Origin of the sequence: Dehalobacter restrictus DSM 9455 (assembly GCF_000512895.1) — a bacterium.
GTDB lineage: Bacteria > Bacillota > Desulfitobacteriia > Desulfitobacteriales > Syntrophobotulaceae > Dehalobacter > Dehalobacter restrictus.
On the sequence record NZ_CP007033.1, the window covers coordinates 2838324 to 2861687 of the forward strand.

General features: G+C 45.9%; 26 protein-coding genes and 3 pseudogenes. 1 reads left to right on the forward strand and 28 read right to left on the reverse strand.

The features are described from left to right. The 18 genes and pseudogenes from DEHRE_RS13515 to DEHRE_RS13595 form a co-directional block, all read right to left on the reverse strand. Positions 1 to 573: a F0F1 ATP synthase subunit delta gene (locus DEHRE_RS13515; protein WP_019224989.1), complete on the reverse strand. Its 573-nt coding sequence runs from the start codon at positions 571 to 573 to the stop codon at positions 1 to 3. Further along, entirely contained in the window at positions 567 to 1091 is a 525-nt protein-coding gene (gene atpF / locus DEHRE_RS13520) for a F0F1 ATP synthase subunit B (RefSeq protein ID WP_026071825.1), read from the reverse strand. Before atpF ends, DEHRE_RS13515 begins: the two co-directional genes overlap by 7 nt. A gap of 116 nt (positions 1092 to 1207) precedes the next feature. Then, a complete protein-coding gene (gene atpE, locus DEHRE_RS13525; RefSeq protein WP_015044915.1) occupies positions 1208 to 1441 on the reverse strand; it encodes a F0F1 ATP synthase subunit C in 234 nt (77 codons plus the stop codon). Between the two features lie 82 nt (positions 1442 to 1523). Further along, the gene (gene atpB, locus DEHRE_RS13530; protein WP_019224991.1) at positions 1524 to 2285 is read right to left on the reverse strand and encodes a F0F1 ATP synthase subunit A; all 762 of its coding nucleotides are present in this window, start codon (positions 2283 to 2285) and stop codon (positions 1524 to 1526) included. After that, positions 2286 to 2627, reverse strand: coding sequence for an ATP synthase subunit I (locus tag DEHRE_RS13535; RefSeq protein WP_242836980.1), 342 nt, complete (start codon positions 2625 to 2627; stop codon positions 2286 to 2288). Positions 2628 to 2643: 16 nt separating this feature from the next. Further along, a complete protein-coding gene (locus DEHRE_RS13540) occupies positions 2644 to 2874 on the reverse strand; it encodes an AtpZ/AtpI family protein (RefSeq protein ID WP_019224993.1) in 231 nt (76 codons plus the stop codon). A gap of 169 nt (positions 2875 to 3043) precedes the next feature. Beyond that, positions 3044 to 4231, reverse strand: coding sequence for a non-hydrolyzing UDP-N-acetylglucosamine 2-epimerase (gene wecB, locus DEHRE_RS14540; RefSeq protein ID WP_019224994.1), 1188 nt, complete (start codon positions 4229 to 4231; stop codon positions 3044 to 3046). A gap of 177 nt (positions 4232 to 4408) precedes the next feature. Further along, positions 4409 to 4927, reverse strand: a pseudogene (locus tag DEHRE_RS15425) (deoxycytidylate deaminase); the annotation flags it as partial. A gap of 50 nt (positions 4928 to 4977) precedes the next feature. Beyond that, positions 4978 to 5073 (reverse strand): annotated as a pseudogene (locus tag DEHRE_RS14870) (uracil phosphoribosyltransferase); the annotation flags it as partial. Between the two features lie 7 nt (positions 5074 to 5080). Continuing rightward, the gene (locus DEHRE_RS13555; RefSeq protein ID WP_019224996.1) at positions 5081 to 6328 is read right to left on the reverse strand and encodes a serine hydroxymethyltransferase; all 1248 of its coding nucleotides are present in this window, start codon (positions 6326 to 6328) and stop codon (positions 5081 to 5083) included. 118 nt (positions 6329 to 6446) lie between these two features. Continuing rightward, complete coding sequence (locus tag DEHRE_RS13560) at positions 6447 to 7010, reverse strand: TIGR01440 family protein (protein ID WP_019224997.1); 564 nt, start codon at positions 7008 to 7010, stop codon at positions 6447 to 6449. A 65-nt stretch (positions 7011 to 7075) separates the two neighbouring features. Continuing rightward, a complete protein-coding gene (gene rpiB, locus DEHRE_RS13565) occupies positions 7076 to 7519 on the reverse strand; it encodes a ribose 5-phosphate isomerase B (protein WP_015044923.1) in 444 nt (147 codons plus the stop codon). Between the two features lie 59 nt (positions 7520 to 7578). After that, positions 7579 to 8019 (reverse strand): low molecular weight protein arginine phosphatase, encoded by a 441-nt coding sequence (locus tag DEHRE_RS13570; protein ID WP_025206219.1) that lies wholly within the window; start codon positions 8017 to 8019, stop codon positions 7579 to 7581. A 51-nt stretch (positions 8020 to 8070) separates the two neighbouring features. Further along, positions 8071 to 8619 (reverse strand): manganese efflux pump MntP, encoded by a 549-nt coding sequence (locus DEHRE_RS13575; protein ID WP_019224999.1) that lies wholly within the window; start codon positions 8617 to 8619, stop codon positions 8071 to 8073. Beyond that, positions 8610 to 9728: an L-threonylcarbamoyladenylate synthase gene (locus DEHRE_RS13580; RefSeq protein ID WP_019225000.1), complete on the reverse strand. Its 1119-nt coding sequence runs from the start codon at positions 9726 to 9728 to the stop codon at positions 8610 to 8612. The genes DEHRE_RS13575 and DEHRE_RS13580 overlap by 10 nt, the downstream gene beginning before the upstream one ends. Before the next feature lie 58 nt (positions 9729 to 9786). Then, positions 9787 to 10665, reverse strand: coding sequence for a peptide chain release factor N(5)-glutamine methyltransferase (prmC, locus tag DEHRE_RS13585; RefSeq protein WP_019225001.1), 879 nt, complete (start codon positions 10663 to 10665; stop codon positions 9787 to 9789). A gap of 32 nt (positions 10666 to 10697) precedes the next feature. Further along, the gene (gene prfA / locus DEHRE_RS13590; RefSeq protein ID WP_019225002.1) at positions 10698 to 11765 is read right to left on the reverse strand and encodes a peptide chain release factor 1; all 1068 of its coding nucleotides are present in this window, start codon (positions 11763 to 11765) and stop codon (positions 10698 to 10700) included. 27 nt (positions 11766 to 11792) lie between these two features. Continuing rightward, positions 11793 to 12221, reverse strand: a pseudogene (locus tag DEHRE_RS13595) (DUF1385 domain-containing protein); the annotation flags it as partial. Between the two features lie 74 nt (positions 12222 to 12295). Between DEHRE_RS13595 and DEHRE_RS13600 the strand changes: the two are divergent. After that, complete coding sequence (locus tag DEHRE_RS13600) at positions 12296 to 13285, forward strand: IS5 family transposase (protein ID WP_019226936.1); 990 nt, start codon at positions 12296 to 12298, stop codon at positions 13283 to 13285. 95 nt (positions 13286 to 13380) lie between these two features. On the opposite strand, the gene DEHRE_RS13605 is transcribed toward DEHRE_RS13600, so the two are convergent. The 10 genes from DEHRE_RS13605 to argS all read right to left on the reverse strand — a co-directional run bounded on the left by DEHRE_RS13605 (position 13381) and on the right by argS (position 23351). Beyond that, positions 13381 to 13875: a DUF1385 domain-containing protein gene (locus DEHRE_RS13605; RefSeq protein ID WP_025206221.1), complete on the reverse strand. Its 495-nt coding sequence runs from the start codon at positions 13873 to 13875 to the stop codon at positions 13381 to 13383. 87 nt (positions 13876 to 13962) lie between these two features. Beyond that, positions 13963 to 14163 (reverse strand): 50S ribosomal protein L31, encoded by a 201-nt coding sequence (rpmE, locus tag DEHRE_RS13610; RefSeq protein ID WP_019225004.1) that lies wholly within the window; start codon positions 14161 to 14163, stop codon positions 13963 to 13965. 126 nt (positions 14164 to 14289) lie between these two features. Next, on the reverse strand, positions 14290 to 15264 hold the full coding sequence (glpX, locus tag DEHRE_RS13615; protein ID WP_019225005.1) for a class II fructose-bisphosphatase: 975 nt from the start codon (positions 15262 to 15264) through the stop codon (positions 14290 to 14292). A 16-nt stretch (positions 15265 to 15280) separates the two neighbouring features. Next, complete coding sequence (fsa, locus tag DEHRE_RS13620) at positions 15281 to 15922, reverse strand: fructose-6-phosphate aldolase (protein ID WP_019225006.1); 642 nt, start codon at positions 15920 to 15922, stop codon at positions 15281 to 15283. Positions 15923 to 15965: 43 nt separating this feature from the next. Then, positions 15966 to 16658, reverse strand: coding sequence for a hypothetical protein (locus tag DEHRE_RS13625; RefSeq protein ID WP_019225007.1), 693 nt, complete (start codon positions 16656 to 16658; stop codon positions 15966 to 15968). Positions 16659 to 16962: 304 nt separating this feature from the next. Further along, positions 16963 to 17340 (reverse strand): response regulator, encoded by a 378-nt coding sequence (locus tag DEHRE_RS13630; RefSeq protein ID WP_019225008.1) that lies wholly within the window; start codon positions 17338 to 17340, stop codon positions 16963 to 16965. Between the two features lie 98 nt (positions 17341 to 17438). Continuing rightward, positions 17439 to 18635, reverse strand: coding sequence for an alanine racemase (alr, locus tag DEHRE_RS13635; RefSeq protein WP_019225009.1), 1197 nt, complete (start codon positions 18633 to 18635; stop codon positions 17439 to 17441). A 71-nt stretch (positions 18636 to 18706) separates the two neighbouring features. Next, positions 18707 to 19789, reverse strand: a complete 1083-nt coding sequence (locus DEHRE_RS13640) for a lipid II:glycine glycyltransferase FemX (protein WP_019225010.1) — start codon at positions 19787 to 19789, stop codon at positions 18707 to 18709. Positions 19790 to 19968: 179 nt separating this feature from the next. Continuing rightward, positions 19969 to 21573, reverse strand: coding sequence for a CTP synthase (gene pyrG / locus DEHRE_RS13645; protein ID WP_025206222.1), 1605 nt, complete (start codon positions 21571 to 21573; stop codon positions 19969 to 19971). A 92-nt stretch (positions 21574 to 21665) separates the two neighbouring features. Then, entirely contained in the window at positions 21666 to 23351 is a 1686-nt protein-coding gene (argS, locus tag DEHRE_RS13650) for an arginine--tRNA ligase (protein WP_019225012.1), read from the reverse strand. Positions 23352 to 23364: the final 13 nt, after the last annotated feature.

A 23364-nucleotide genomic window follows, 5' to 3' on the forward strand; every position in this document is an offset into this window, starting at 1 on the left:
TTAGTTCACCCCTACTTCCTGCTGAGGTTTTAACGATGTTTTTTTCAATTCATCACGTATTTTAGACAATGCGGTTGTAATTGAGCCATCCATCACACGATCTCCCACTTGAAGTTTGGCTCCACCGATCAATGTCGGATTTACTTCGGAAAGTAAACGAACATTCTTGCCAGTAGATCTGGCAATCATTTCTTTGAGTTTTTCCTCTTGCGCCGGAGTCAGTGCTGTGGCACTGGTAACTTTTGCTTCGATTAAGTTGCGTGCTTCATTGGCCAGACGTGCAAATTCACGCTGAACCAGGCTGAGGAGATTCTGTCTCCTGCGATCAATCAACAGATAAACAAAATGACTGGTCATGTCAGAAACAGTGTCATCAAGTATCTTCGCCAGGACCTTCTTTTTGGTTTCTGCTTCAATATTGGGATGGTTCAGCAAAACTTTCAGCTCATTATTTTGGGCTACAATTTCCGCCAAATCATGCAGCTCTTTATCGATTTGATCGAGGACAGACATCTCAATAGCTAATTCAAAAAGAGCCTGCGCATAGCGATGTGCGAGAGCGCCGTTTAACATGGCCGATCCCCTACCTCTTGAATAAATTGTTCAATGAGAGCTTCCTGACCCGTGATATCCAGTTTGTGGCGAATGATTTTTTCAGCAACGGCTACGGACATATCGGCTACCTGAGCTTTAACATCGGCAATTGCCCTGTCGCGTTCCCGTCCAATGTCGGCCAAGGCCGACTGTTTGAGCTTTTCGGTTTCCTTACGGGCTTCCAGGATAATTTCTTCCGCACGCAGCTCGCTGCTCTTGGTAGCCTTCTCAATAATTTCCTGAGCTTGCTGACGGGCTTGACGCATTTCCTGTTGGTATTCCAGCCGGATTCTTTCAGCTTCTTTTCTCTCCTGTTCGGCTTGGGCCAGGTTATTTTCAATACCCTGACGGCGTTTTTCCATCATATTCATGATTGGTGTCCAAGCAAACTTTTTCAGGATCCAAACTAAAAGCAAAAATGAAAGAAGCTGAACAAAATATGTGTAGTCAAAATGTAACGGGCTATTTGTCGTAGGACCAGCAGCCGCTGAGGCAATCGAATTGGTAAAACCTATTACGAAGGGATTCAAGCGATATTCCCCCTCCTCTCTATTTTGAGCAGTAGATTAATACAGTAACGTCATTCAATTGTTGCATTTTACTGAAGTACACCTCAGGACTTCGTAAAGAACATTAACAGAGCCATGATGATGGACAAGAGGGGAAGAATCTCAACCAGCGCAATACCAATAAACATGGTGCTCATTAAAGTTCCTCTGGCTTCAGGTTGACGTGCAATTCCATCAATTGTGCTGGCAACAACGTTTCCATTACCCATAGCAGCTCCAATGGCCGCACCCGCGGCAGCAATACCAGTACCTATCAACGCAGCAGCAGTGATATCCATATTAAATTTCCTCCTTAAATTAATTCATTTTGTATTTATTGATTTCAGATTGCTTCTTTTTAGCTCTGAAATAATACCGTTGTTAGTGAGACTCTTCGATAGCTTGGCCGACATAGGCCACCGTTAATATTGTAAAAACATAGGATTGGATTACTGCGATAAATACGCAGAAAACAAGCCAGAATGGCATCGGAATAACTCCGCCAAAGGCAAATATACCCGGGATCATGAGAATGACTGCAATCAGGATTTCTCCAGCATAAATATTGCCGAATAGCCGGAAAGCTAAGGTCAAAGGCTTGGCGACAAAGTCAATAATATGAAGGATCGCAAAAGGCGGATAGGGTTCAAGAAAGTGTTTGAAATAGTGCGCACCTTTATATTTGAGTCCATAGACCAATACTAAAACAATCGTTATTGTAGACAACGCAAAAGTCGTATTAACATCTGCTGTCGGCGACGAAAACGTTGTTGTTCGCGCACTGAAAATTGCTCCGCCAAACATCTCATTGATTCTAGCAAAGTGTACGTGATCGAGTAAGGGTGCAAATATATTGGGAATCAAGCCAATCATGTTCGCAAAAAATACAAACAAAATAAGGGAAAGAAGATACCCGAGCAATGACGATCCTTTTTTATAGTTCATATTATCAGAGATAAGGCCCCTGACAAAATCAATGATCCATTCCAAAAGATTTTGAAGTTTTCCGGGCGTTCCACTTGTCAGATTGCGCTTACAAAGAAAGACAAAACCCAAAAGAAGTATCATCGTGACCCAAGTCATAATCAGTGTCTTCGCATGCACAGTGCCATTTCCCAATACCCATAGTACGGTATCATGCATTTAATTTTCACCACCTTTCATTTTCCTTAGTTGATGTCTTGCTACAATTATAGGGATAACAATACCAATCATCATTCCTATAGCCACATAATAAAGCCATTCCGGTTGGAACCTTGCGGTAATAGCGAATACCAATGTAATGATTACCAACCTGAATACTAAGCTTTTGTAGTATGTTTTTAGGGCTGCTTTCTTATCTTTGTCCATTGCTTTTCGAGCATCCCTAAGTAGCCACTTAACATTAATTATGCCCGTATAATAGCCGATCAATAAACCGACAAGGGGATAAAATTCTGTTCGCCATATTACGATTAAAACAGTGATGCAAAGAATAACCGTCAAGATCTGAATAAACCTGCTATTTTCCATCCGTTTTACCTAACTTTAAATAAATTAATATTAGAGATAATATACTGAACAAAATGCCTAGAATCATCAAAACTGCCTTAAATAAAGGGTCAGTGCCAAAACGAGTGTCCAAATAATTTCCGAAAAAATATCCTCCTACTTCCAAGCCAACAAGAGCAGAGGCACTTGATGATCCCCATAGCATATACTTGACAACATCACCTGCAAATTTGTCAGCCATCTGGTTCCCTCAAATCTTTTGGTTTTTCGTAGACAACATAATATGACATCGTAATATGTATTGCAAGATTTATGCCAATTGCACTTGCCGTCAAATACCGCGTAGAATCAGGATTGATCGTTCCTTCACATAATCATGAGTTTTCATTTTGCATTTTTTTAATTATTTTTTATTTTATTAAGAAATTCTTGTGATCGTGATCAGATGCTGAAAATCTTTTATCAGAAAATTTTTCAATAATAATTTGGGTGATTCTTGCGCTTGATCTGCCGTCCCCGTATGGATTTGTCGCTTGAGACATTTTTTCATAAGCATCCTGGTCGGTTAACAGCTGCTGAATGCTCTCAGCGACTTTATTGTATTGTGTCCCAACCAGCAATACGGTTCCTGAATCGACAGCTTCAGGCCGTTCAGTCGTATCCCTGACCACTAGAACGGGCTTGCCCAGTGAAGGAGCCTCTTCTTGGATCCCCCCGGAGTCTGACAGGATCAGATAGGCCTTCGCCATTAGATTTACAAACGGTTCGTAATCCAAAGGTTCAATTAAATGGACCTTTTCATTGCCTCCTAAGACCTCCGTGACTACTTTCCTGACCGTAGGGTTCTTATGCATCGGGAATATAACATAGGTATCCGGAAATTCCCGCAGGACTGTTTCCAGCGCCTGATAGATCTGCCGCATGGGTTCTCCCCAATTCTCCCGGCGGTGCGTTGTCATTAGGATCATTCGTTTATCTTTATTTGCTTCTAGAATCCTGTTTAAGTCTATATCCGCAAACTGATATTCCGGCTTAACGGTACTTAATAAGGCATCGATTACTGTGTTGCCTGTAACAAATATATTCTCCGGGTCGACCCCTTCGCGCAGCAGATTACTTCTCGATACTTCGGTGGGTGCAAAATGCAGGTCTGCTAAACCGCTGGTAAGTTTCCGATTGATTTCCTCCGGCCAGGGAGAATATTTCTGGCCAGTTCGCAAACCAGCCTCGATATGGCCGATCGGGATCTTATGATAAAAAGCTGTTAGGGCTGATGCAAAAGTAGTTGTAGTATCCCCTTGTACCAAGATCAAATTCGGTTTTTCCTTGATCAATATCTCATCTATTCCTGTCAGCACTCCAGTGGTAAGGGTGGCAAGAGTCTGTCCATGCTTCATTAAATCAAGATCATAATCAGGTACAATATCAAAGAGTTTAACAACCTGATCCAGCATCTCACGATGCTGGGCAGTAACAACAACCAGGCTGTCAACGTCGTCCCGCTTTTCTAATGCTTTTACGACAGGTGCCATCTTAATAGCCTCAGGTCTGGTTCCAAATACAGTCATGACCTTATAATTTCTTTGCTTCAATTCCACAATATTTCCCCCACTGTTGGGCAATGCCTGAAGGCGTTGACCGCAAAGACCTTTAATCTTAAATATTATACACGCCCAAGGCATTTTTCGCAAATATATACAATTATATACAGCTCCATCATCCCATGGTTTATTACTCGCTTGTTTCGAAGCGAATATTCTTTTTTTACCGTTTTCATCAAGATAAGCAACCCGTTTGATCATTGCATTTTTAATCATTCTCCGGCACAGCAGACAGGGTTCCCCCGATGCTTGTTCCCCATCAAATTCATAGCCGGATATGTAAATTGTGGCTCCCTGCATTTTTACGGGATCACCGGCAATAATCGCATTTTGTTCAGCGTGAACCGCCATACACAACTCATATCTTTCCCCTTTGGGAACATTATACCGTTCCCTGACACATTCCCCGATGTCAATGCAGTTGGGTTCCCCTCTGGCAGCGCCGTTGTAACCTGTGCTAACAATAATATTGTCTTTGACAATCACTGCGCCATAATTGCGCCTTAAGCAGGTTGACCGCCTGGCCACCAGCTGGGCAAGATCAAGGAAATATTCGTCCCACGCTGGCCTGGTTTGATTTTTCATCACACTACTCCCCGCATTCCGCTTTCCTTCGCCAAAAAGTACATTGAATTTTTGTCTGCTAAGATAATTCTCTATTTTTAGTATACTCGTGCCAGACTCTGCTGTCATTATATCTATTAGGATCTTTTTCTGTTCATTTTCTGTTTCTTCTCTGTTGTTTATTCTTTTGTTCCAAACAGTCTGTCCCCAGCATCTCCGACTCTTGGAACGATATAGGCGGATTCGTTTAAGCATTGATCAATAGCCGTAACGTAGGTTAGGTTACTTATACAAAGGAAATCTTCCGCAAATATCTTTGACAATCGCTTCGGCCCGGGCAATTCTTGAAGCATCACTGCCGGCAGTCAGCGTCAGGTCAATCGCCTCAGTGATCAGATCCATCTCGGCTTCCTTCAACCCTCTGGTCGTGACCGCAGGCGAACCGATCCGTATACCGCTCGTTACATTGGCCCCCTGAGGATCAAACGGGATCGTATTTTTATTCACGGTAATGCCGACACTGTCCAGCCGTGTTTCAGCTTCTTTGCCTGTCAGCCCCTTGCGTCTGACATCCAGCAGCAGCAAATGGTTGTCCGTACCGCCTGAAACCAAACGAAATCCTCTTGCCAGAAATCCTTTGGCTAATGCCCGGGCATTTTGCAAAATCTGCTGCTGGTATTCAACAAATCCCGGCTGAAGAGCTTCACCGAAAGCAACGGCCTTGGCTGCAATCACATGCATCAGCGGGCCACCCTGAATTCCGGGGAATATCGCTTTATCGATCTTTGGCCCGAATTCCTCTTTACAGAGAATAAGCCCGCCTCTTGGCCCCCTTAAGGTCTTATGGGTTGTGCTGGTTACAAAATGCGCATAGGGAATGGGGCTCGGATGAAGACCGACTGCTACCAGACCTGCAATATGCGCCATATCAATCATCACGTAAGCGCCAACTTCATCGGCGATTTCTCTGATCCGTTTAAAATCAATCTGGCGAGGGTAAGCACTCGCTCCGCCGACAATCATCTTTGGTTTATGGGCAAGCGCCAGTTTATGCAGATTGTCGTAATCGATCCGTTCTGTTTCCTTATCAACGCCATATTCAATAAAATTGAAATATTTTCCCGAGATGTTGACCTGACTCCCGTGTGTAAGATGCCCTCCATGCGACAAGTTCATGCCCAGAACCGTGTCCCCAGGATTCAGCATGGCAAAATAAACTGCTGTATTGGCCTGTGCTCCTGAATGGGGCTGAACATTAGCGTGTTCTGCATTAAACAGTTTTTTGACCCTTTCCCTGGCCAGATTTTCAACAATATCAACATACTCGCATCCACCGTAATAACGTTTTCCCGGATATCCTTCAGCGTATTTGTTTGTCAGGACCGAACCCTGAGCAGCCATAACTGCCCTGCTGACAAAGTTTTCCGAAGCAATGAGTTCAATTTTATTTTCCTGTCTGTTTTCTTCCAGCTCTATGGCTTTTGCTGCCTCAGGGTCCTGGGACGCTAAATATTTCCGAATGTAATCCATCTGAATATCCACCTCTATCATAAATAACTAGGATATCGTTTCCTTTTCTGGTATCTTGTCAACCTTAGAATTATTCTGTTTAGCATATGCTGCCATATAAACTTCTGTCCTGGCCTCCTCAGTCGCAGGGATAAGAAGCTCTCGGGCCGCCGACATATTTCGGCCGCGTTTTGGCAAGGTTAAGATGAGCCGCACCGAGGTTTCGGACACCAATCCTTAGCGGAACGGCGACCGGACGAAGATGCATACCAATCAACGTGTCTCCGATATCGATCCCGGCATCAGCCCTAACCTGTTCGACAGCAACGGGATCGGAAAAATTCCCCCAGGCAGTCAGGGACATTGCCCCGCCTGCTGAAAGCGACGGTATCACCACGACGGGTTCAAAATTCAGCCTGTCCGCCACCTTTCTTTCCACGATGAGCACCCGGTTTAAATGCTCACAGCATTGAATCGCCAGAAAAATCCCAAGCTTGTCCGCCCATCTCCGAAGTGGTTCGAACAGAATATCAGCCACTTCTTTGCTACCGGCTTTGCCAATCTTCTCCCCGATAATCTCACTCGTGCTGCAGCCTACAACCAGCAGCTGTCCAGGCGTTAGTCCAGCTGTATCCTCAAATGCCTGAAGAATATGCTCCCACTCATCTTTGATTTGCCGAAGCATTTCCTTCTTATCTGCCATAGTACCCTCACGCCTTTCTTATTTTTTGGGCCAGTATCCTCAGCCTAAAAAATTAAGATCGCTGTTCAAGATCGCTGTTCAAAATCGCTGATCATATCTACTCTTCTGGCATGTTTCCACCCGCTGAAGGATGTCGTCAAAAAAGTCTCGACAATATCCAGCGCAACGCCCTGACCAATTACTCTTGCTCCGAGTGCTAAGATATTGGCGTTATTATGCTGCCTCGCCATCTTGGCCATATAACTGTCGGTACAAAGGGCAGCCCGGATTCCCTTGACTTTATTGGCTGCAATGGAAATCCCTATTCCGGTGCCGCAGACCACGATTCCTGAATCCGCTTTATTTTCGATCACTGCTTTCCCGACATTGAAGCCATACTCCGGATAATCAACGGAAATGTCGCTGTCTGTACCGCAATCTAGAATCTCGTGGCCTTTTTCCGCAAGAAATTCTTTGATGCACTCCTTAAGCTGATATCCTGCATGATCTGCACCCAATGCAATTTTCATTTCTGCCTCCTGAACTCCGTAGTTTTTATCATCATTTTTTTATCTAGCATTTACAGGCGCTAACTATTCCCTCGATACCGCCGTACTCCAGCTTTGATCATTTCTTCAATTTCTTCCGCACAGAACCTGTATGTTTCCAGAGATCCCAGCCATGGGTCGGAAATTTCTTTATCCAAACCAGCCCATTCTCCGAGTTGCATGATTTTATCCTGATATTCCGGATAAATACCGAACAATACTTTTTTCTGAGCTTTGGTCATTGTCAGGATCAGATCAGCAGCAGCGAGCGTATCTTTTTGCAGCCTGACCGCCCGATGCCGCCGGGCATCAATTCCCTTTTTCTGGAGAATCTCCCCTGCATACGGACTGACGGGATCACCATCCAAAGCCTGAATACCAGCCGAAAAAAGCTCATACCCTTCCGGAAAATATAAGCGGGCAAGACCTTCTGCCATCGGACTGCGGCATGTATTTCCTGTACAAACAAACAAGATTTTCATAGATATCATTATACCCTCTTTTCCGGACTAGTAAATTAAAATTCAATTAACTTAGAAAACAAGACCGAAGGCCATTCTCAGGCCAATCAGAAACAAGATGCCGCCACCGACGGCTTCCGCTTTGCTGCCGGCCCAGGTGCCGATTCTTCGACCAAGAAGAATTCCGCCTCCTGTCATGATGCCTGCGGTAAAACCCATGATCAGGGTTGCCGGCAGGATCATACTGACAAACGTACCCAGAGAAAATCCGACACTCAGCGCGTCAAGGCTGACGCTTCCTGCCAAAACAAAAATTCCGAATCCTTTTAAACTCGGGATGCTTTTTTCTCCCGATCCCCGAATGGCTCCCAGAATCATTTTACTGCCAAGCCAGAGTAAAATGACAGCTCCGATCCCAACTGCAACATTGCCAAACAGCAATCCAAGTTTCTGTCCAATCCACAAACCCAAAAGCGGCATGAAAACATGAAACACTGCCACGACAACACTCAATCTCAGCGCTATTTTATTGTCGATCCCAATCATTCCTAAAGCAAGCGAGAAGGAAAAGGCATCCATCCCTAGTGCTATCGATACCGCTATGATCCATATTAATTCCAAGTGTTTTCCTCCTTAGTTTCGGTCAGATTGGGATACCTGCTCCCTGGACCAAAATTTTTTTTGCCAGCTGCTTTCTTCAAACGGTTCATAAATGCAAGCCCTATTCCTTCTTCTGCAATCTCCTCCGCCAGAATGGTGTCGATGTTTTGCTCGTCACACAGTCTCAGTCCTTCAAACAGACGGCTGGCAGCTGAGTCAAGATTATTCCTGGAACCAAGTGTAAATATCATATCGGCCTTGCCGGCCGTATCTCCGGTCAGTCTGGCGACCGTTTCTTCCAAACACAGTACTGCAGTCCTTACCGCGTTGTTTTTGTTCCTCAGATATTTCGTCATTTTTTCAGCTTTTTCAGAGGTACTACCACTGAATAAAATGATTTCACCTTCCGGTGCGTAATGTCTATATTTCATACCAGGCGACCTGGGCTCTACGGTCGGTTGTCCTTGATCAGCACTGCGGTCCAGTTCGACCTTCCCCAGCACTGCCCGAAGCTGTTCAAGCGTAATTCCTCCTGGGCGCAAAATCGTTGGTAGTTCCCCGGTCAAATCAAGCACAGTCGATTCAAGACCCACTGTACAAGATCCGGCATCAATCAGCAACGGAATCTTCCCTTTCAGATCCCGCCAAACATGCTCCGCATTGGTCGGACTGGGCTTTCCCGATATATTCGCACTCGGCGCGGCCAATGGACAACCCGCTGCTTCAATCAGGGCCAGGGCAACAGGGTGACTCGGCATTCTGACCGCCACCGTGTCCAGTCCTCCGCTGACGATTTCCGGAATATGCGCTCTCTTGGGCAGTACCAGCGTTAAAGGTCCTGGCCAGAAATTCCGCGCGCAGACTTCAGCCTGCGGCGGCCAAACACGGACAAGCTGCTGTGCTTCGTCCAAGGCAGCAACATGAACAATCAGCGGATTATCCGAAGGTCGTCCTTTTACCGCATATATTTTAGCACAGGCTTCGCTGTCCAGCGCATTGGCGCCAAGCCCATAAACGGTCTCGGTAGGAAATGCCACGACTTCACCCTGTCGGAGCAAAGCTGCTGCTTCCTGCAATTCTTTATCCTGTATGATGCTGTCCGACCTCAGCCGAATTCTTTTTGTCTCCATGACAGCTCCTTCGTGGCCTTATACAAACGGCGGTTTCCAACCGGTTATTAACGAAATACTATTCCTTGCGGGCCAGGACTATTCTATCCAGACCAGCGTAATCAGAAAACAATTCGGTTTGATATCCGGCGGCCGTAAATAATTCCCGAACCCGAGTTCCCTGGGAATACCCGATTTCCACCAGGATTATTCCCTCATGGCTCAAGAATTCTGTTGCGTTCATAGCAATCCTCCGGTAGAAATCCAGGCCATCTTTTCCAGCCAGCAGAGCTAAGACAGGCTCTTTCCTAACTTCTGGCGGACACTTCAGAATTTCATGTTCTGAGACGTACGGAGGATTGGAAACAATCAGGCTAAATTTTTCTCCCTGCACCGGTGCAAAGAGATCTCCCTGACGAAAATCAATATTCACGTTCATATTGGCCGCATTAATTTTGGCGACAGTCAACGCTTCAGAAGACACATCAACAGCGACAACGGCCGCCTGCTTCCAATGATAGGCCACAGCAACGGCAATTGCCCCACTGCCTGTGCAAAGATCAAGAACCTTCGAAGGAATTTCCGAATTTTCTCGTTCTCTACCCATATTCTTGCCCAATTCCAGGACTTTCTCAACTAGAAGTTCCGTTTCTGGTCTCGGGATCAGAACGCTTGGGTCCACAAAGAAATCAAGACCCATAAATTCACGGGTCTTAAGCAGATAAGCAAGCGGTTCCCTCTGACCACGTCGTTTCAGAAAATCATTATAGATCTCTCTTTCCGGAGAAGCGACTACCCTGTCACACTCGGCATATAGTTTGTCTCTGGTCGTTTTAAGCACAAAGGCCAGGATAAGATCCGCCTCCGCCCGGGCGTCAGGTACCCCGCACTGCGCTAAATACTGCGCACCTTGCCGCAGCAGCTCCATTGGCTGATGAGCATCAAGTCTATCTGTCATACCTGGTAAACTCCTGGTTTCATCCTTTTCCATTAGACCGAAGCTTTGAGTTTTTCGGCATGATCGGCTGAAATCAATGCCGTAATAATTTCTTCGATGTCACCCAACAAAATGCTGTCCAGTTTATGCAGCGTAAGCCCGATACGATGATCGGAAACCCTGCCCTGAGGATAGTTGTAGGTTCGGATGCGCTCACTGCGGTCACCTGTCCCTACCTGGCTTTTACGTTCTTGGGCAATCTCGCCGGCTGCTGCTTCCTGGGCTTTCTCTAAGAGCCTGGCTCTGAGCACTTTTAAAGCTTTATCCTTATTCTTGTGCTGGGATTTTTCATCCTGGCAGGAGACCACGATTCCCGTCGGCAAGTGGGTAATGCGGACTGCCGACTGTGTCGTATTTACAGATTGACCGCCAGGACCGCTGGAACAAAAAATATCGATCCTGATATCGTTCGGGTTAATCGCAACATCGACTTCCTCGGCCTCAGGCAGTACGGCAACCGTCACGGTCGACGTATGGATCCTGCCGCCGGATTCGGTCGCAGGAATCCGCTGAACACGGTGAACACCGCTTTCATATTTAAGTCTGCTATAAGCACCCTGTCCTTCGATCATAAAAATAATTTCTTTAAAGCCGCCAATATCCGTGAAACTGGCACTTAAGGGTTCGGTCTTCCAGTTCTGACTTTCGGCATATTTTGTATACATCTTGTATAAATCACCTGCAAACAAAGCCGCTTCATCTCCACCAGCACCGGCTCTGATCTCCATAATGACGTTTTTCTCATCATTCGCATCCTTCGGCAAGAGCAAGATTTTCAAATCCTCCTCCAGCTTCTTTTTACTCTTTGTTAATTCATCCTGTTCGGCCTCGGCCATCTCTCTCATTTCCGGATCGCGTTCCTCGGCAAGCAGAACTTTAAGATCCTCGATCTGCCGGTTTATTTCTTTATATTCCCGAAATACTGCGACTGTATCTGTAAGCGCTGACTGGCTTTTGGCATATTTCTGAAAATCAGCCTGATTGGCGATGATCTCCGGCTTGGCCAGGAGCTCTGTCAGGTCGTCATATTTTTTTTCAATCTCTTCGAGCCTGTTTAGCATGTTTTAACCTCTCCCAAATGAATTTTATTATGAAAGTTCCTGTCCAGTCGCGAGTACCCCGTTAAGCGCAGCAATCGCAACCTCAAGTTGGGAGTCGTCCGGTTCCCTGGTCGTAAGTTTCTGCAGCAGAAGGCCGGGAACAATGATCCACTTTAAAAATACCGATTTGGAAAATCTCCCTGACAGCTTTAAAAGCTCGTACGAAATTCCGGCTACCAGCGGCATCAGGATGATTCGGGAAACGATACGCCACCACAGAGGATCCACGCCCAAAAAGGCAAAAACAAAGATACTGACGACAACAACAATAAGCAAGAAGCTCGTCCCGCACCGGGGATGCAGTCTGGAGTATTTCCGGATGTTTTCCGGATTCAGTTCCACGCCAGCTTCATGCGCAAATATTGCTTTATGTTCTGCCCCATGGTATTGAAATACCCTCTGAATATCCTTTAATCTAGGGAAACACTGATTAAATCGCCCCCCGGACAAAAAAATGGTAAAATTAAAGAAAACAGTAACAGGTGGTAAAAATGGGGCAACAAACCTTTTCGGATATAGAATACTCAAACCGACGGAAGAAAACGAAACGAGAAGAATTTCTTGAAATAATGAACGAGATCATCCCCTGGGACGAATGGGTGGCGCTTATACAGCCGCACTATTTTGACGGTAAGCGCGGTCGTCCACCGCTCGGGATTGAAAAAATGCTGAGAATGTATCTGCTGCAGATATGGTTTAGCCTTTCTGACGAAGGTGTAGAGGATGCCATTTACGACAGTTACGCCATGCGAAAATTTATGGGAATAGACTTCATACATGAGCAGGCGCCGGATGCGACCACCCTGCTCAAATTCCGTCATTTGATTGAGGAAAGCGGCTTAGGGAAGGCATTCTTTGAGGCGATCAACCGTTGTTTGGAACAGTGCGGACATATCATGAAAGGTGGAACCATTGTTGACGCCACACTGATCAGCGCGCCATCCTCAACGAAGAACGCAAGCGGTAGCCGCGATCCGGAGATGCACCAAACAAAGAAGGGTAATCAGTGGTATTTCGGCATGAAATGCCATATCGGTGTGGACGCAGGGACCGGTTATATTCATGGTATAGCGGCAACAGGCGCAAATGTGCATGACATAGCCGAAGCGTCAAAGCTAATGAGGCCGGAAGACGAGGTTTTCTACGGTGACGCCGGATATTTGGGACTAAATAAACGACCGGAAATCACAGAGGACCCTCACAAATCACAAATTGATTACCGTATCGCTGAGCGTCCCGGAAAGAAACGCAGCATGGACAATGGCCCTGCACGGGATTTTTATTGCCATATAGAGTTTCGGAAAGCGTCTGTCCGAGCCAAAGTGGAGCACGCCTTTCATATCATTAAGAACATATTTGGCTTCAAAAAGGTTTGTTATAGAGGAATTGCCAAGAATCTGAATAGACTGTATATGCTGGCCGCCAGCGCAAACCTGCTGATGTGCGCCCGAAGCGGCGGCTGGCGAAGCCAATGCGCGTAATCCGGGGATAAGTACGCCTTTTTTCGAGAATTACTCGGAAAAGGCAGCTGAAATCGGCGGCGATAGGGCCGCTAACTTGGGATTATCCCACTTTATTATTTATTGGGATGATAAAAAACGTTATTAATCAGTGGTTCCCTAGATATCAGAAGGATATATAGAAATAACACAATAAGACGAATGAGGCCTTCGACAATATTTTGCAGTACGGTACCCGGAAAAATATCTGTTAATAAATGAGCGGAAGCTGTCGGTATTCCGACAAATAACAGGAGTCCGGCAGCAAAGGCAATAACGATTGTTAACACCATCGCCCAAAAGCCAAGCTCCTCTCCTTCTTCTTCGCCGACAGCGCGGTCGGCGGAAAACATCAAAGCTTTGGTTCCGATTACCAAAGATTCAAGCAGTGCAACAAAACCCCGAATGATCGGCAATTTAAGAACTGGCTTCTGAGACCAGGGATGAATATCTTGGGTCGTTACTTCAATTTCTCCGTTCTGCAAGCGAACGGCCATCGCAATCGCCCGCGGCCCGCGCATCATTACGCCTTCAATCAGCGCTTGCCCTCCATATTGAACAGGTTTCTCCATAATTTCAAACCTCCAAGGCCTAATAACCGAAAAGCAGAGCTTACGCTCTGCTCCTTGTTTTCTACAGGCAACGGTTTCATACCGTTGTTATTGCAAACCGTATTTCTTTTTGAAACGATCGACTCGTCCACCAGCGTCAACAAATCGCTGAACTCCAGTGTAAAAAGGATGACACTTGGAACAAATTTCGACCTTGATATCCTTCTTCGTACTACCTGTTTCTATAATATTGCCGCAAGCGCAGCTAATGGTAGTTTGTTCATATTTCGGATGAATTTTCTCTTTCATGACCCGTCACCTTCCTTCCCAATCAGATCCGTCTCAATCAAAAACAGTCAACTCTGAATATTTTAGCACATTCTTTGCCTTTCGGTCAAGAAAAAAACAATTCAGAAGGCTTCTCTTCGCAGCGTTTTAGCAGGCTCCTTTAATTGCATATTTAGGCTTTTTGGCAAAACAATGTTTGGCTTCAATAAAACGGACCGTACCGGTCTTGCCTCTCATCACCACAGTGTGCGTCGTGGCACCCTCACTGCTGTATATCACGCCTTTAAGCAGCGGTCCTTCTGTAATTCCGGTTGCCGCAAAAAAGATGTCATCCGTATTGACCAGATCATCGAGTGTCAGCAGTTTATTGATATCCATTATACCCAGTTTCCGCGCTCTTTCAACATCTTCTTCATTCTCCGGCCAAAGTCTCCCCTGCATTTCCCCGCCCATACAGCGCAGGGCAGCAGCGGCAAGCACTCCCTCAGGAGCTCCGCCGACCCCCATCATCACATCAACTCCGCTGCCTTCCAGCCCGCAGGCGACAGCCGGAGCGACATCACCGTCGGTAATCAGGCGTATTCTGGAGCCGCATTCTCTTACCTGACGGATGATCTCACTGTGGCGGGGCCTGTCGAGAATAACCACCGTAAGTTCCTGAATTTTCTTATTGAGTCCCTTGGCTATGTTCTCGAGATTTTCCGCAACCGGAGCATCCAGATGGATACGTCCTGCAGCCTTGGGACCAACAGCAATTTTATCCATATACATATCCGGGGCATGCAGAAGTCCATATCTTTTGGTCACAGCTAAAACCGCTATGGCTCCTGGCATTCCTTTGGCAACAAGATTTGTTCCCTCGAGGGGATCAACGGCAACATCAACCTCGGGCTTTTCGCCCGTGCCAAGTTTCTCCCCAATGTAAAGCATCGGGGCTTCGTCCATTTCTCCTTCGCCGATCACGACCGTCCCATCCATGTGTACGGTATCAAACAAAGATCTCATAGCTTCCACTGCCGCATCATCGGCTTCATTCTTCTGTCCCATTCCTACCCAGCGAGCTGAAGCAAGTGCTGCCGCTTCCGTCACCCGGGCAAATTCCATGGTTAATTCTCTTTCCATCTCTTTTTCACCCTTCTTAACTTAACTTCTTCCAGTCATCCAAAAATTTATTAATTCCTGCACTTGTCAAGGGATGCTCGGATAATTTGCTCAAAACGCCAAAAGGTATTGTCGCAAAATCCGCGCCGATCTTAGCCGCTTCAAGGACGTGAACAGGATGACGGATACTGGCGGCAATCACCCCGCAGTCCAGATCATGGACCTCAAAAATTTCGCAGATATCGGCCAGGACATTCATGCCAATCTCCCCGATATCGTCAAGTCTTCCTAAAAAAGGGCTGACATAAGCGGCTCCCGCCCTTGCTGCCATCAGTGCCTGAACAGGGCTGAATACCAATGTAACGTTCGTCTGGATATCTTCTTCCCGCAGCGTCTTGACGGCTTTCAAACCGTCAAGCGTCATTGGAATTTTGACGACAATATTTGGATGAATATCTGAGAGCCGCCGGGCTTCCTGAAGCATACCCTCATAATCGAGCGCTATGACTTCCGCACTGATCGGGCCATCGACAATCCCGGCAATTTTATGAATCAGAGTATGAAAGTCCTCTTTTTCTCTGGCTACCAAAGAAGGATTCGTCGTAACACCGGCGATGACTCCCATGTCCCATGCCCGGGAAATCTCTTCTGTATTGGCTGAATCAAGGAAAAAACGCATAGGTCAAATTCCTCCTTCAATAATATCCGGCCATAGTAAAAACCTACTCGACCTCCGTAATGATATTCTTTCTATGATTTCCCTTCAGAGAATCGTTGATGATCCACATCTCGTTTTCCTCTAAAGTAATTGCTCCCATTTGTTCTAGTATGCGCAAAATGTCTTTATTATCCGTATAAATAATACCCATTGCCTTGCATAAATCGCAAATCAATTCTACACTTTCAGGTAATATTTCTACAGTTAGGTTATGATTTCCGCATTTGCAGCCAAGCTTTTTCCGTTCAACCAGCCTGCCAAGTATCTCTATAACGCCATAGACAACAAAAAAATCATCTGTCATTACATCAAGATCTTCCTGATCGCTTGTTAACTCCGAAGCCAGTCGGACAAAGTTCTTTTTAATTTCTGTGCACAATTCCATGACACGTGATTCAGGCCCGATATAGCCTACTGGTAGTTCCTTGTCGCTGCATCCCAGACGCAAAGGTTGTTCTCCCCAGATCAACTCCCTTCTGGTAACCAAGTGATGTGGCGTCCCGCAGTAAATACAAGAATATTCTATGCCGATTTTCTTGCTCTCAAAACTGATGAGCGTCAATAATGGAGTACCACACGTACAAATGAAACTGTTCTTTCCCAAGTGAACAAAAGAAAACACTGATAATGTTTTAAGCTGAAGTTTCCCGCAGTGGGAACAAAGCATCCCAATGGTTGAGACTGCCTGAATAATCATTCTTTAGGCTCACCTCCCACACTGTCAGCTATTGGGTCTTTCCGCTCCATGAAATCACGGTATTAGGCTCCGTGGCCGTCTCAAGTCAGCGGATCACATCGGTTTACATATGCCGTATAGTTTATAGTTCTCCAAGTAAAATATTATTCCTGCCTTAGATTTTTTAGAATATTAGAATTGCCGCTTCTTACCATTCATGGCACCGCGGAATTAGATCCTACATGGCCGCCAAAAAGCCAGACTTTCGTTAAAGTCTGGCCGGTTAATCTGTTGATCATTCAAGCCATTATTTTAAGCCACCATTTCAATCCTCAGAAACATGATCCACACTGATAATTTCTCCAACCTGTTTTTTTAATTCATTTAAGTCAAAAGGTTTAACAACAAAGCCGGATACTCCTAATTCCTCAGCCTGTTTATAAAAAATCTGATCGCCATATGCTGTCATCATGATGACCCGGCTTTTACAATTTGTCTCCCTGAGTTTCGTTAGAACCTCAATTCCACTCATTCCAGGCATCTTGACATCCATGATTATCAGATCCGGCTGAAATTCCGGAATAATCTCAAGCGCTTTTATTCCGCTGCCGCACGATTCAATCTCATAACCATATTCTAAAAAAACCTCGGTTAGAAGTCTTCTGATCCCATTTTGGTCATCCACAATCAACATCTTCAGCATCAAAGCCCCCCTTTTTATAGCTAGATTTGCAGTTGTCAATAGATTTTAAAAACATCTATCGCGCTAAAAGGCAATATGATTTTACAAAGATCGCCATACTACCTTTTATTTGACAATTGTTCTTCGCTGGGAGACAAAAATCCTTCATTAATTATCCTTATTCTCATTATTTCTCCATTTTTTTTATACATCCGCAGAATCCTGGGATTGGCCTGAGTCCTTCGTAAAGGAATCACAATCTCGTCACCGGCTGAGCAAGGCGCGCTGCCGACATCGAGTACCGTAAGCTGCATCCCAATTTTCCCTGCAATCCTGACGGGTTGCCCGTTGCAAAGCAGTTTTTCCCGGCCCAGCTGAATGCCCATCAGAGCTCCCATATTTTTGACAATTATTTTCGCGAGATCCACAATGTTTTGAGGCACAAGTCGGGGCTCAATCCCAAAGCCATCGGCATAACCTACCGGCACCACTGCCAGAGTCGTGTCTTTTTTAGCCTTGTAAATACTCTGGTAGCCGACAAAGGTACCTTTTGCCGCCTTTTGCAGGTGAACAATTCTTGCTTTGACCAGCCAAGGGTCTTTTAATCGCAGCCTGCCTTCAAATGCCGGCGCAGGACAATGACCAATCAGGAGTGTCCCGACTCTGACCATATTGTAATGATACTCCGGAAAATCCAAATAGGCGGCGCTGTTGCAGACGTGCTTCAGCGGGATCCGAATGCCTGCCTGTTCCAACGTTTGAACATAAGCCAGATATTTTTCATTCTGCGCTCTGGTATAGGCACGATCACGTTGAGCTCCCCGGGCAAAGTGCGTGTACACCCCGGTTATTTCCAACTGAGGAGCTTCTCGCAACGCTGCAGCTAATTCCTGCAGCTGATCGCCCGTAAAACCGGTACGTCCCATACCCGTTTCCAGCTTCAGCTGAATCCCGGCTTTAGTTCCCAACGTTTCGGCGAGTTTGTTCAGTGTCGGTATCCAGTCCAGCTGTGATACCGTTAGTTCAATATGGGCCTGGATTGCCGCCTGCCAGTATTCCGGGCTCGACGGACCGAGCACCAGGATTGTACCGTCAACACCTTGGTTTCGCAGCAGCAACGCTTCAGAGATGGTGGTGACAGCAAATGCCGTACATCCTTCTCCCTGCAAAGCTCCTGCTACTTCCGCAGCCCCGAGGCCGTAGGCATCTGCCTTAACGACCGCCATGAGCCGGCATCCGGCAGAAAGCCCGGCCATGATTTGTCGGTAATTATGGATAATGGCATCCATATCTACTTCGATCCATAGATCTGACATGACAAGCCCCTCTTTAACAAATGATTTTAAAAATTATTTAAGAGATCATTTAAGAAATTACAAGGAATGAATTATTTATTCCGCGGCCTGCGCATCCGGGCAAGCATTCCTTTCAGTTTCCCGGAGTAAGCTTTTTCAGCAATCTGCCAAATCACATACAGGACAGGCCTGTAAACATAGTCCCATTCCCCGATGAATTCTGTAAACTCGCCATTAAAACCTTTTTTAAATTTATACAGTCCATACAGCGGGTTACTCTCGTCCAAATCCCCGGATACTCCTCTGAAATCATAGAGCGTACAACCATTTGCTTTGGCCCAGCAAATCATTTCCCACTGAATCAAATAGTTGGGCATGACATTGCGATAAGAATTTGATGATGCCCCATAGATATACCAGGCTTTGTCCCCTGTGATGAAAGCCAGCGTTCCTGCAACAATCTTTCCTTCATATTCGGCAACAAAAAGTTCGGCAAAACCTGCCGGCACCAGCGTATCATACAGATCTTCAAAATAGGTATAAGACCTCACCAGGAAATTATCCCGCTCGGTCGTTTCCTTGAGTACACGGAAAAATTCCGATAGATCCTCTCTTAATCCTTTCCGGATCACGACACCTTTTTTAGAGGAAAGGCGGATATTATAGCGGGTTTTTTGATGCATATTCGCGAGCAAGGTCTCTTCATCCGGCGAAATGTCCAGACGAAATACAAACTTCGGCTGAACACCTTCAAAATTCTTTCCTGTATCCATTTTATTAAAGCCCTGGGCTTTCAAAATACCTGCCAGAACCTGATCGGTTGAAGATACATCAGGATCAATCTTTAAGAGAATCGCCTTGCGTTTTTGCGCCAGCTTCCTGATTGCTTCCAGGACGGCTGCCATTTTTTCGCTGTCGTGCATATCAACGACCGGACCGCGCGGACAGTAAAAAATGGGGGTCCCCAGTAACGGTAGTTTTCTTTCGAGAATTGTTGCAGCAGCAAAAATCTCACCATCTTTTTCCACTGCAAGCCTCCAGGGTTTCCAGCCCGTTCTTCCTTTAATGTCTCCCCATTCCCATAATTGCATCGCATGCCCTTTGGGATGCTTACAAATAAAGGAATTAAACTTTGCTTTATCTTCAATTGCGAGCCACCTTGCCGTAAATTCCATTTTTTCACTCCTCCCAAAGACATTCCATTCTATCATCTGCGGAAATACAATTCATAGAAATACCAATCACCCTGTTCGACGTGAACCGGTTGACTGGCAATAAACGTTTTTTCTTCATCCTGTTATCCTATTAATTTTAAACGTAATCATATGATCTTAAACATCTGTTGTTTGCTGTCTTATATTTCCTTCAGTGTTGCTGTGACAAAGTTTTTGAAGAGTGGATGCGGCCGGTTCGGTCTGGACTTAAATTCAGGATGAAACTGAGAAGCCACAAACCAGGGATGATCCGGATATTCCGATATTTCAACGAGTCTGTCGTCCGGGGATGTGCCCGAGAATACCATGCCGTTCTTCTCGAGGATTTCCCGGTAATAATTGTTCACTTCATAGCGGTGACGATGCCGCTCATAAATCACTTCACTGGAATACGCCGAGTTGGCAAGGGTATTCGGTTTGACCCTGACCGGAGAAATCCCCAAACGCATCGTCCCGCCCATATCTTCAATATCTTTTTGTTCCGGCAGCAAATCGATCACGGGATACTCCGTATCAGGGTTAAATTCTGTACTATTCGCGCCTTTTAGCCCACAGACGTTTCTGGCAAATTCAATGATGGCACACTGCATCCCGAGACAAATGCCTAAATACGGTACTTTGTTCTCTCTGGCATACTGGATCGCCTTGAGCTTCCCTTCAATCCCTCTGTTTCCGAATCCTCCCGGTACCAGGATGCCTTTAATTCCGGTAAATATCTGCCCCAAATCTGCCCCTGGAACCTCAAGCTCCTCAGAATTAATCCAGCGGATTTTTACACCGGCCCCCTGATCGATACCGGCATGGCGCAAGGCTTCTGCTACGCTGAGGTAGGCGTCGGGTAAAGTGACATATTTACCGACAATCGCAATTTCTGTATACCTGCATGGAGACTTAATCTTCAAGACCATTTTTTCCCACGTTGACATATCCGCTTTGGGGGCTTTAATACCCAAACAGCACAGAACGATATCATCCATACCTTCTTCCTGAAGACGAAGCGGAACCTCATAAATCGTCGGAGCTGTGGTATTAGTTATGATAGCTTCTTTGTCAATATCACATAATAAAGCTAGTTTTTCTTTGAGATCATCGTCAATTGCTTTGTCAGCCCGGCAAACCAAAATATTGGGCTGAATTCCGATACCTCTGAGTTCCTTGACCGAATGCTGCGTCGGTTTGGTCTTAACCTCACCGGAAGCCGACAGATAAGGAAGAAGGGTGACGTGGATATAACAGACATTCTCTTTGCCCATATCTCCACGGACCTGACGAATGGCTTCCAAAAACGGCAGTGACTCCATATCGCCGACAGTCCCGCCAATTTCAGTAATCACAACATCGGGATTACTCTCTCTGGCAACCCGGTAAATACGTTCTTTAATCTCATTCGTAATATGAGGAATCACTTGAACCGTGCCGCCAAGATAGTCGCCTTTGCGTTCCTTGGTGATGACCGACCAGTAAATCTTTCCTGCAGTCACATTGCTGTTTTTGGATAACGGAACATCAATAAATCTTTCGTAGTGCCCGAGGTCAAGATCGGTTTCCGCTCCGTCATCGGTAACAAACACTTCTCCATGCTGGTAAGGGCTCATTGTTCCAGGATCGACATTAATATAGGGGTCAAATTTTTGGATTGCGACCTTGAGTCCCCTTTTCTTCAATAAACATCCCAAAGAAGCGGCTGTTATTCCTTTACCCAGGGAACTTACTACGCCTCCGGTAACAAATATAAATTTCGTCATCCTTTTCTACCCTTTCCTTATCTCATAAAATTCTAAAGTCTAGAGTCCTGTGCTACGTTGTATGTCAAATTAATTAACTTCCAAAGATAAGTTTACATTCTTTCCGGGGCTGATACACCCAGTATCTTCAAGACATTCGCCAATACCTGTCTGGTTGAGCGAATCAGTCCCAGCCGGGCTGTCCGCAAATCGGGATCCTCAATCAGAACACGCTGACTATTGTAAAAAGTATGGAATAGCGCCGCCAAGTCAAGCACATACCTTGCAAGCCTGTGCGGTTCGGTTAGCTTTGCTGCCAGCACAATTTCCCCAGGCAGATCCGCCAATTTCTTCAATAGATCTCTTTCCTCCGCAGAAACAAGAAGCGCCAGCTGATATTCACCAGGAATCAGCTGCGATTCGAAACCCTGTTCTTCCGCCTGTCTTAAGATACTGCACAACCGAGCATGCGCATACTGCACATAGTAAACCGGGTTATCGGCGGACTGGGATTTTGCCAGGTCAAGGTCAAACTCAACCGTAGAATCCGGGTCACGCAGCAGGAAGAAGAACCTGGCTGCATCTTTGCCAACTTCATCAATCAGTTCCCTCAGCGTGATATACTGACCGGAACGCTTTGACATCTTGACGATATCACCGTCCTGAATCAGCCTTACGAGCTGCATGAGGATGACCTGAAGAGAATCAGGGCTGTATCCCAGAGCCTGCATTGCGCCTTTCATGCGGGCGACATGTCCATGGTGGTCTGCTCCCCAGATATTGATAACCTTTTTAAAACCCCGTTCGAACTTATTGCGGTGATACGCAATATCCGCTGCAAAATAGGTCGGAACCCCATTGCCGCGCACAATGACTTCGTCTTTTTCATCTCCCGGAAGGATTGCTTTCAGCCAGAGAGCACCTTCCTTTTCATAAATATATTCTTTGTCTTCCAGCCGCTTCATCGTCTCACGAATATAGCCGGACTCATGCAAAGACTTTTCACTGAACCATACATCATAGAAAACGCCAAAATCCGCCAGCGTTTCTTTGATATCATTGATTTTTTCTTTAAGAGCATAACTGACAAGAATATCCCGGCGGGTCTGTTCTTCCATCCGGACATATTGATCTCCGTCTTTTTCAATGATATTTTTGACAGTATAAATCAAATCTTCACCATGATACCCGGCCTCCGGGAAAGGTACTTCAACCCCCATAAGCTGGAGATATCTGGCTTCCAGCGATAGCGCAAAATTATGAATCTGATTGCCTGCATCATTGATATAAAATTCCCTGCTGACCTCGTACCCGGCCATCGCCAGCAGTGAGGCCAAACTGTCCCCCAAAGCAGCTCCTCTGGCATTCCCCATATGCAAAAGGCCTGTCGGATTCGCACTGACAAACTCAACCTGAATTTTTTCACCCTGGCCGATGTTGACAAACCCGTATTTTTCACCCTGGGCAGATATTTCAGGAATTACGCCTGTCAGCCAGGCAGGATCCAGGCGGAAATTAATAAATCCGGGTCCGGCTATTTCACTTGAGGTAATCCAGGTATCTGCCGTATCCAGATTATCAATAATGATTGCTGCTATATCCCGCGGAGCTCTTTTTGCCTGTTTGGTTAACAGCATAGCAAGGTTGGTCGCCAAATCACCATGCTCACGTTCTCTTGGTTCTTCTAAAACGTAAGAAGGTATTTCCTGAAAAGCCAACGCTCCTTTTTCGCGTGCACAGAGGATCGCCTGTTCTAATTTTTTACTGACATTTTCCCTGATTTTCTCATAAACGCTCAAACCTGAAGCTCCT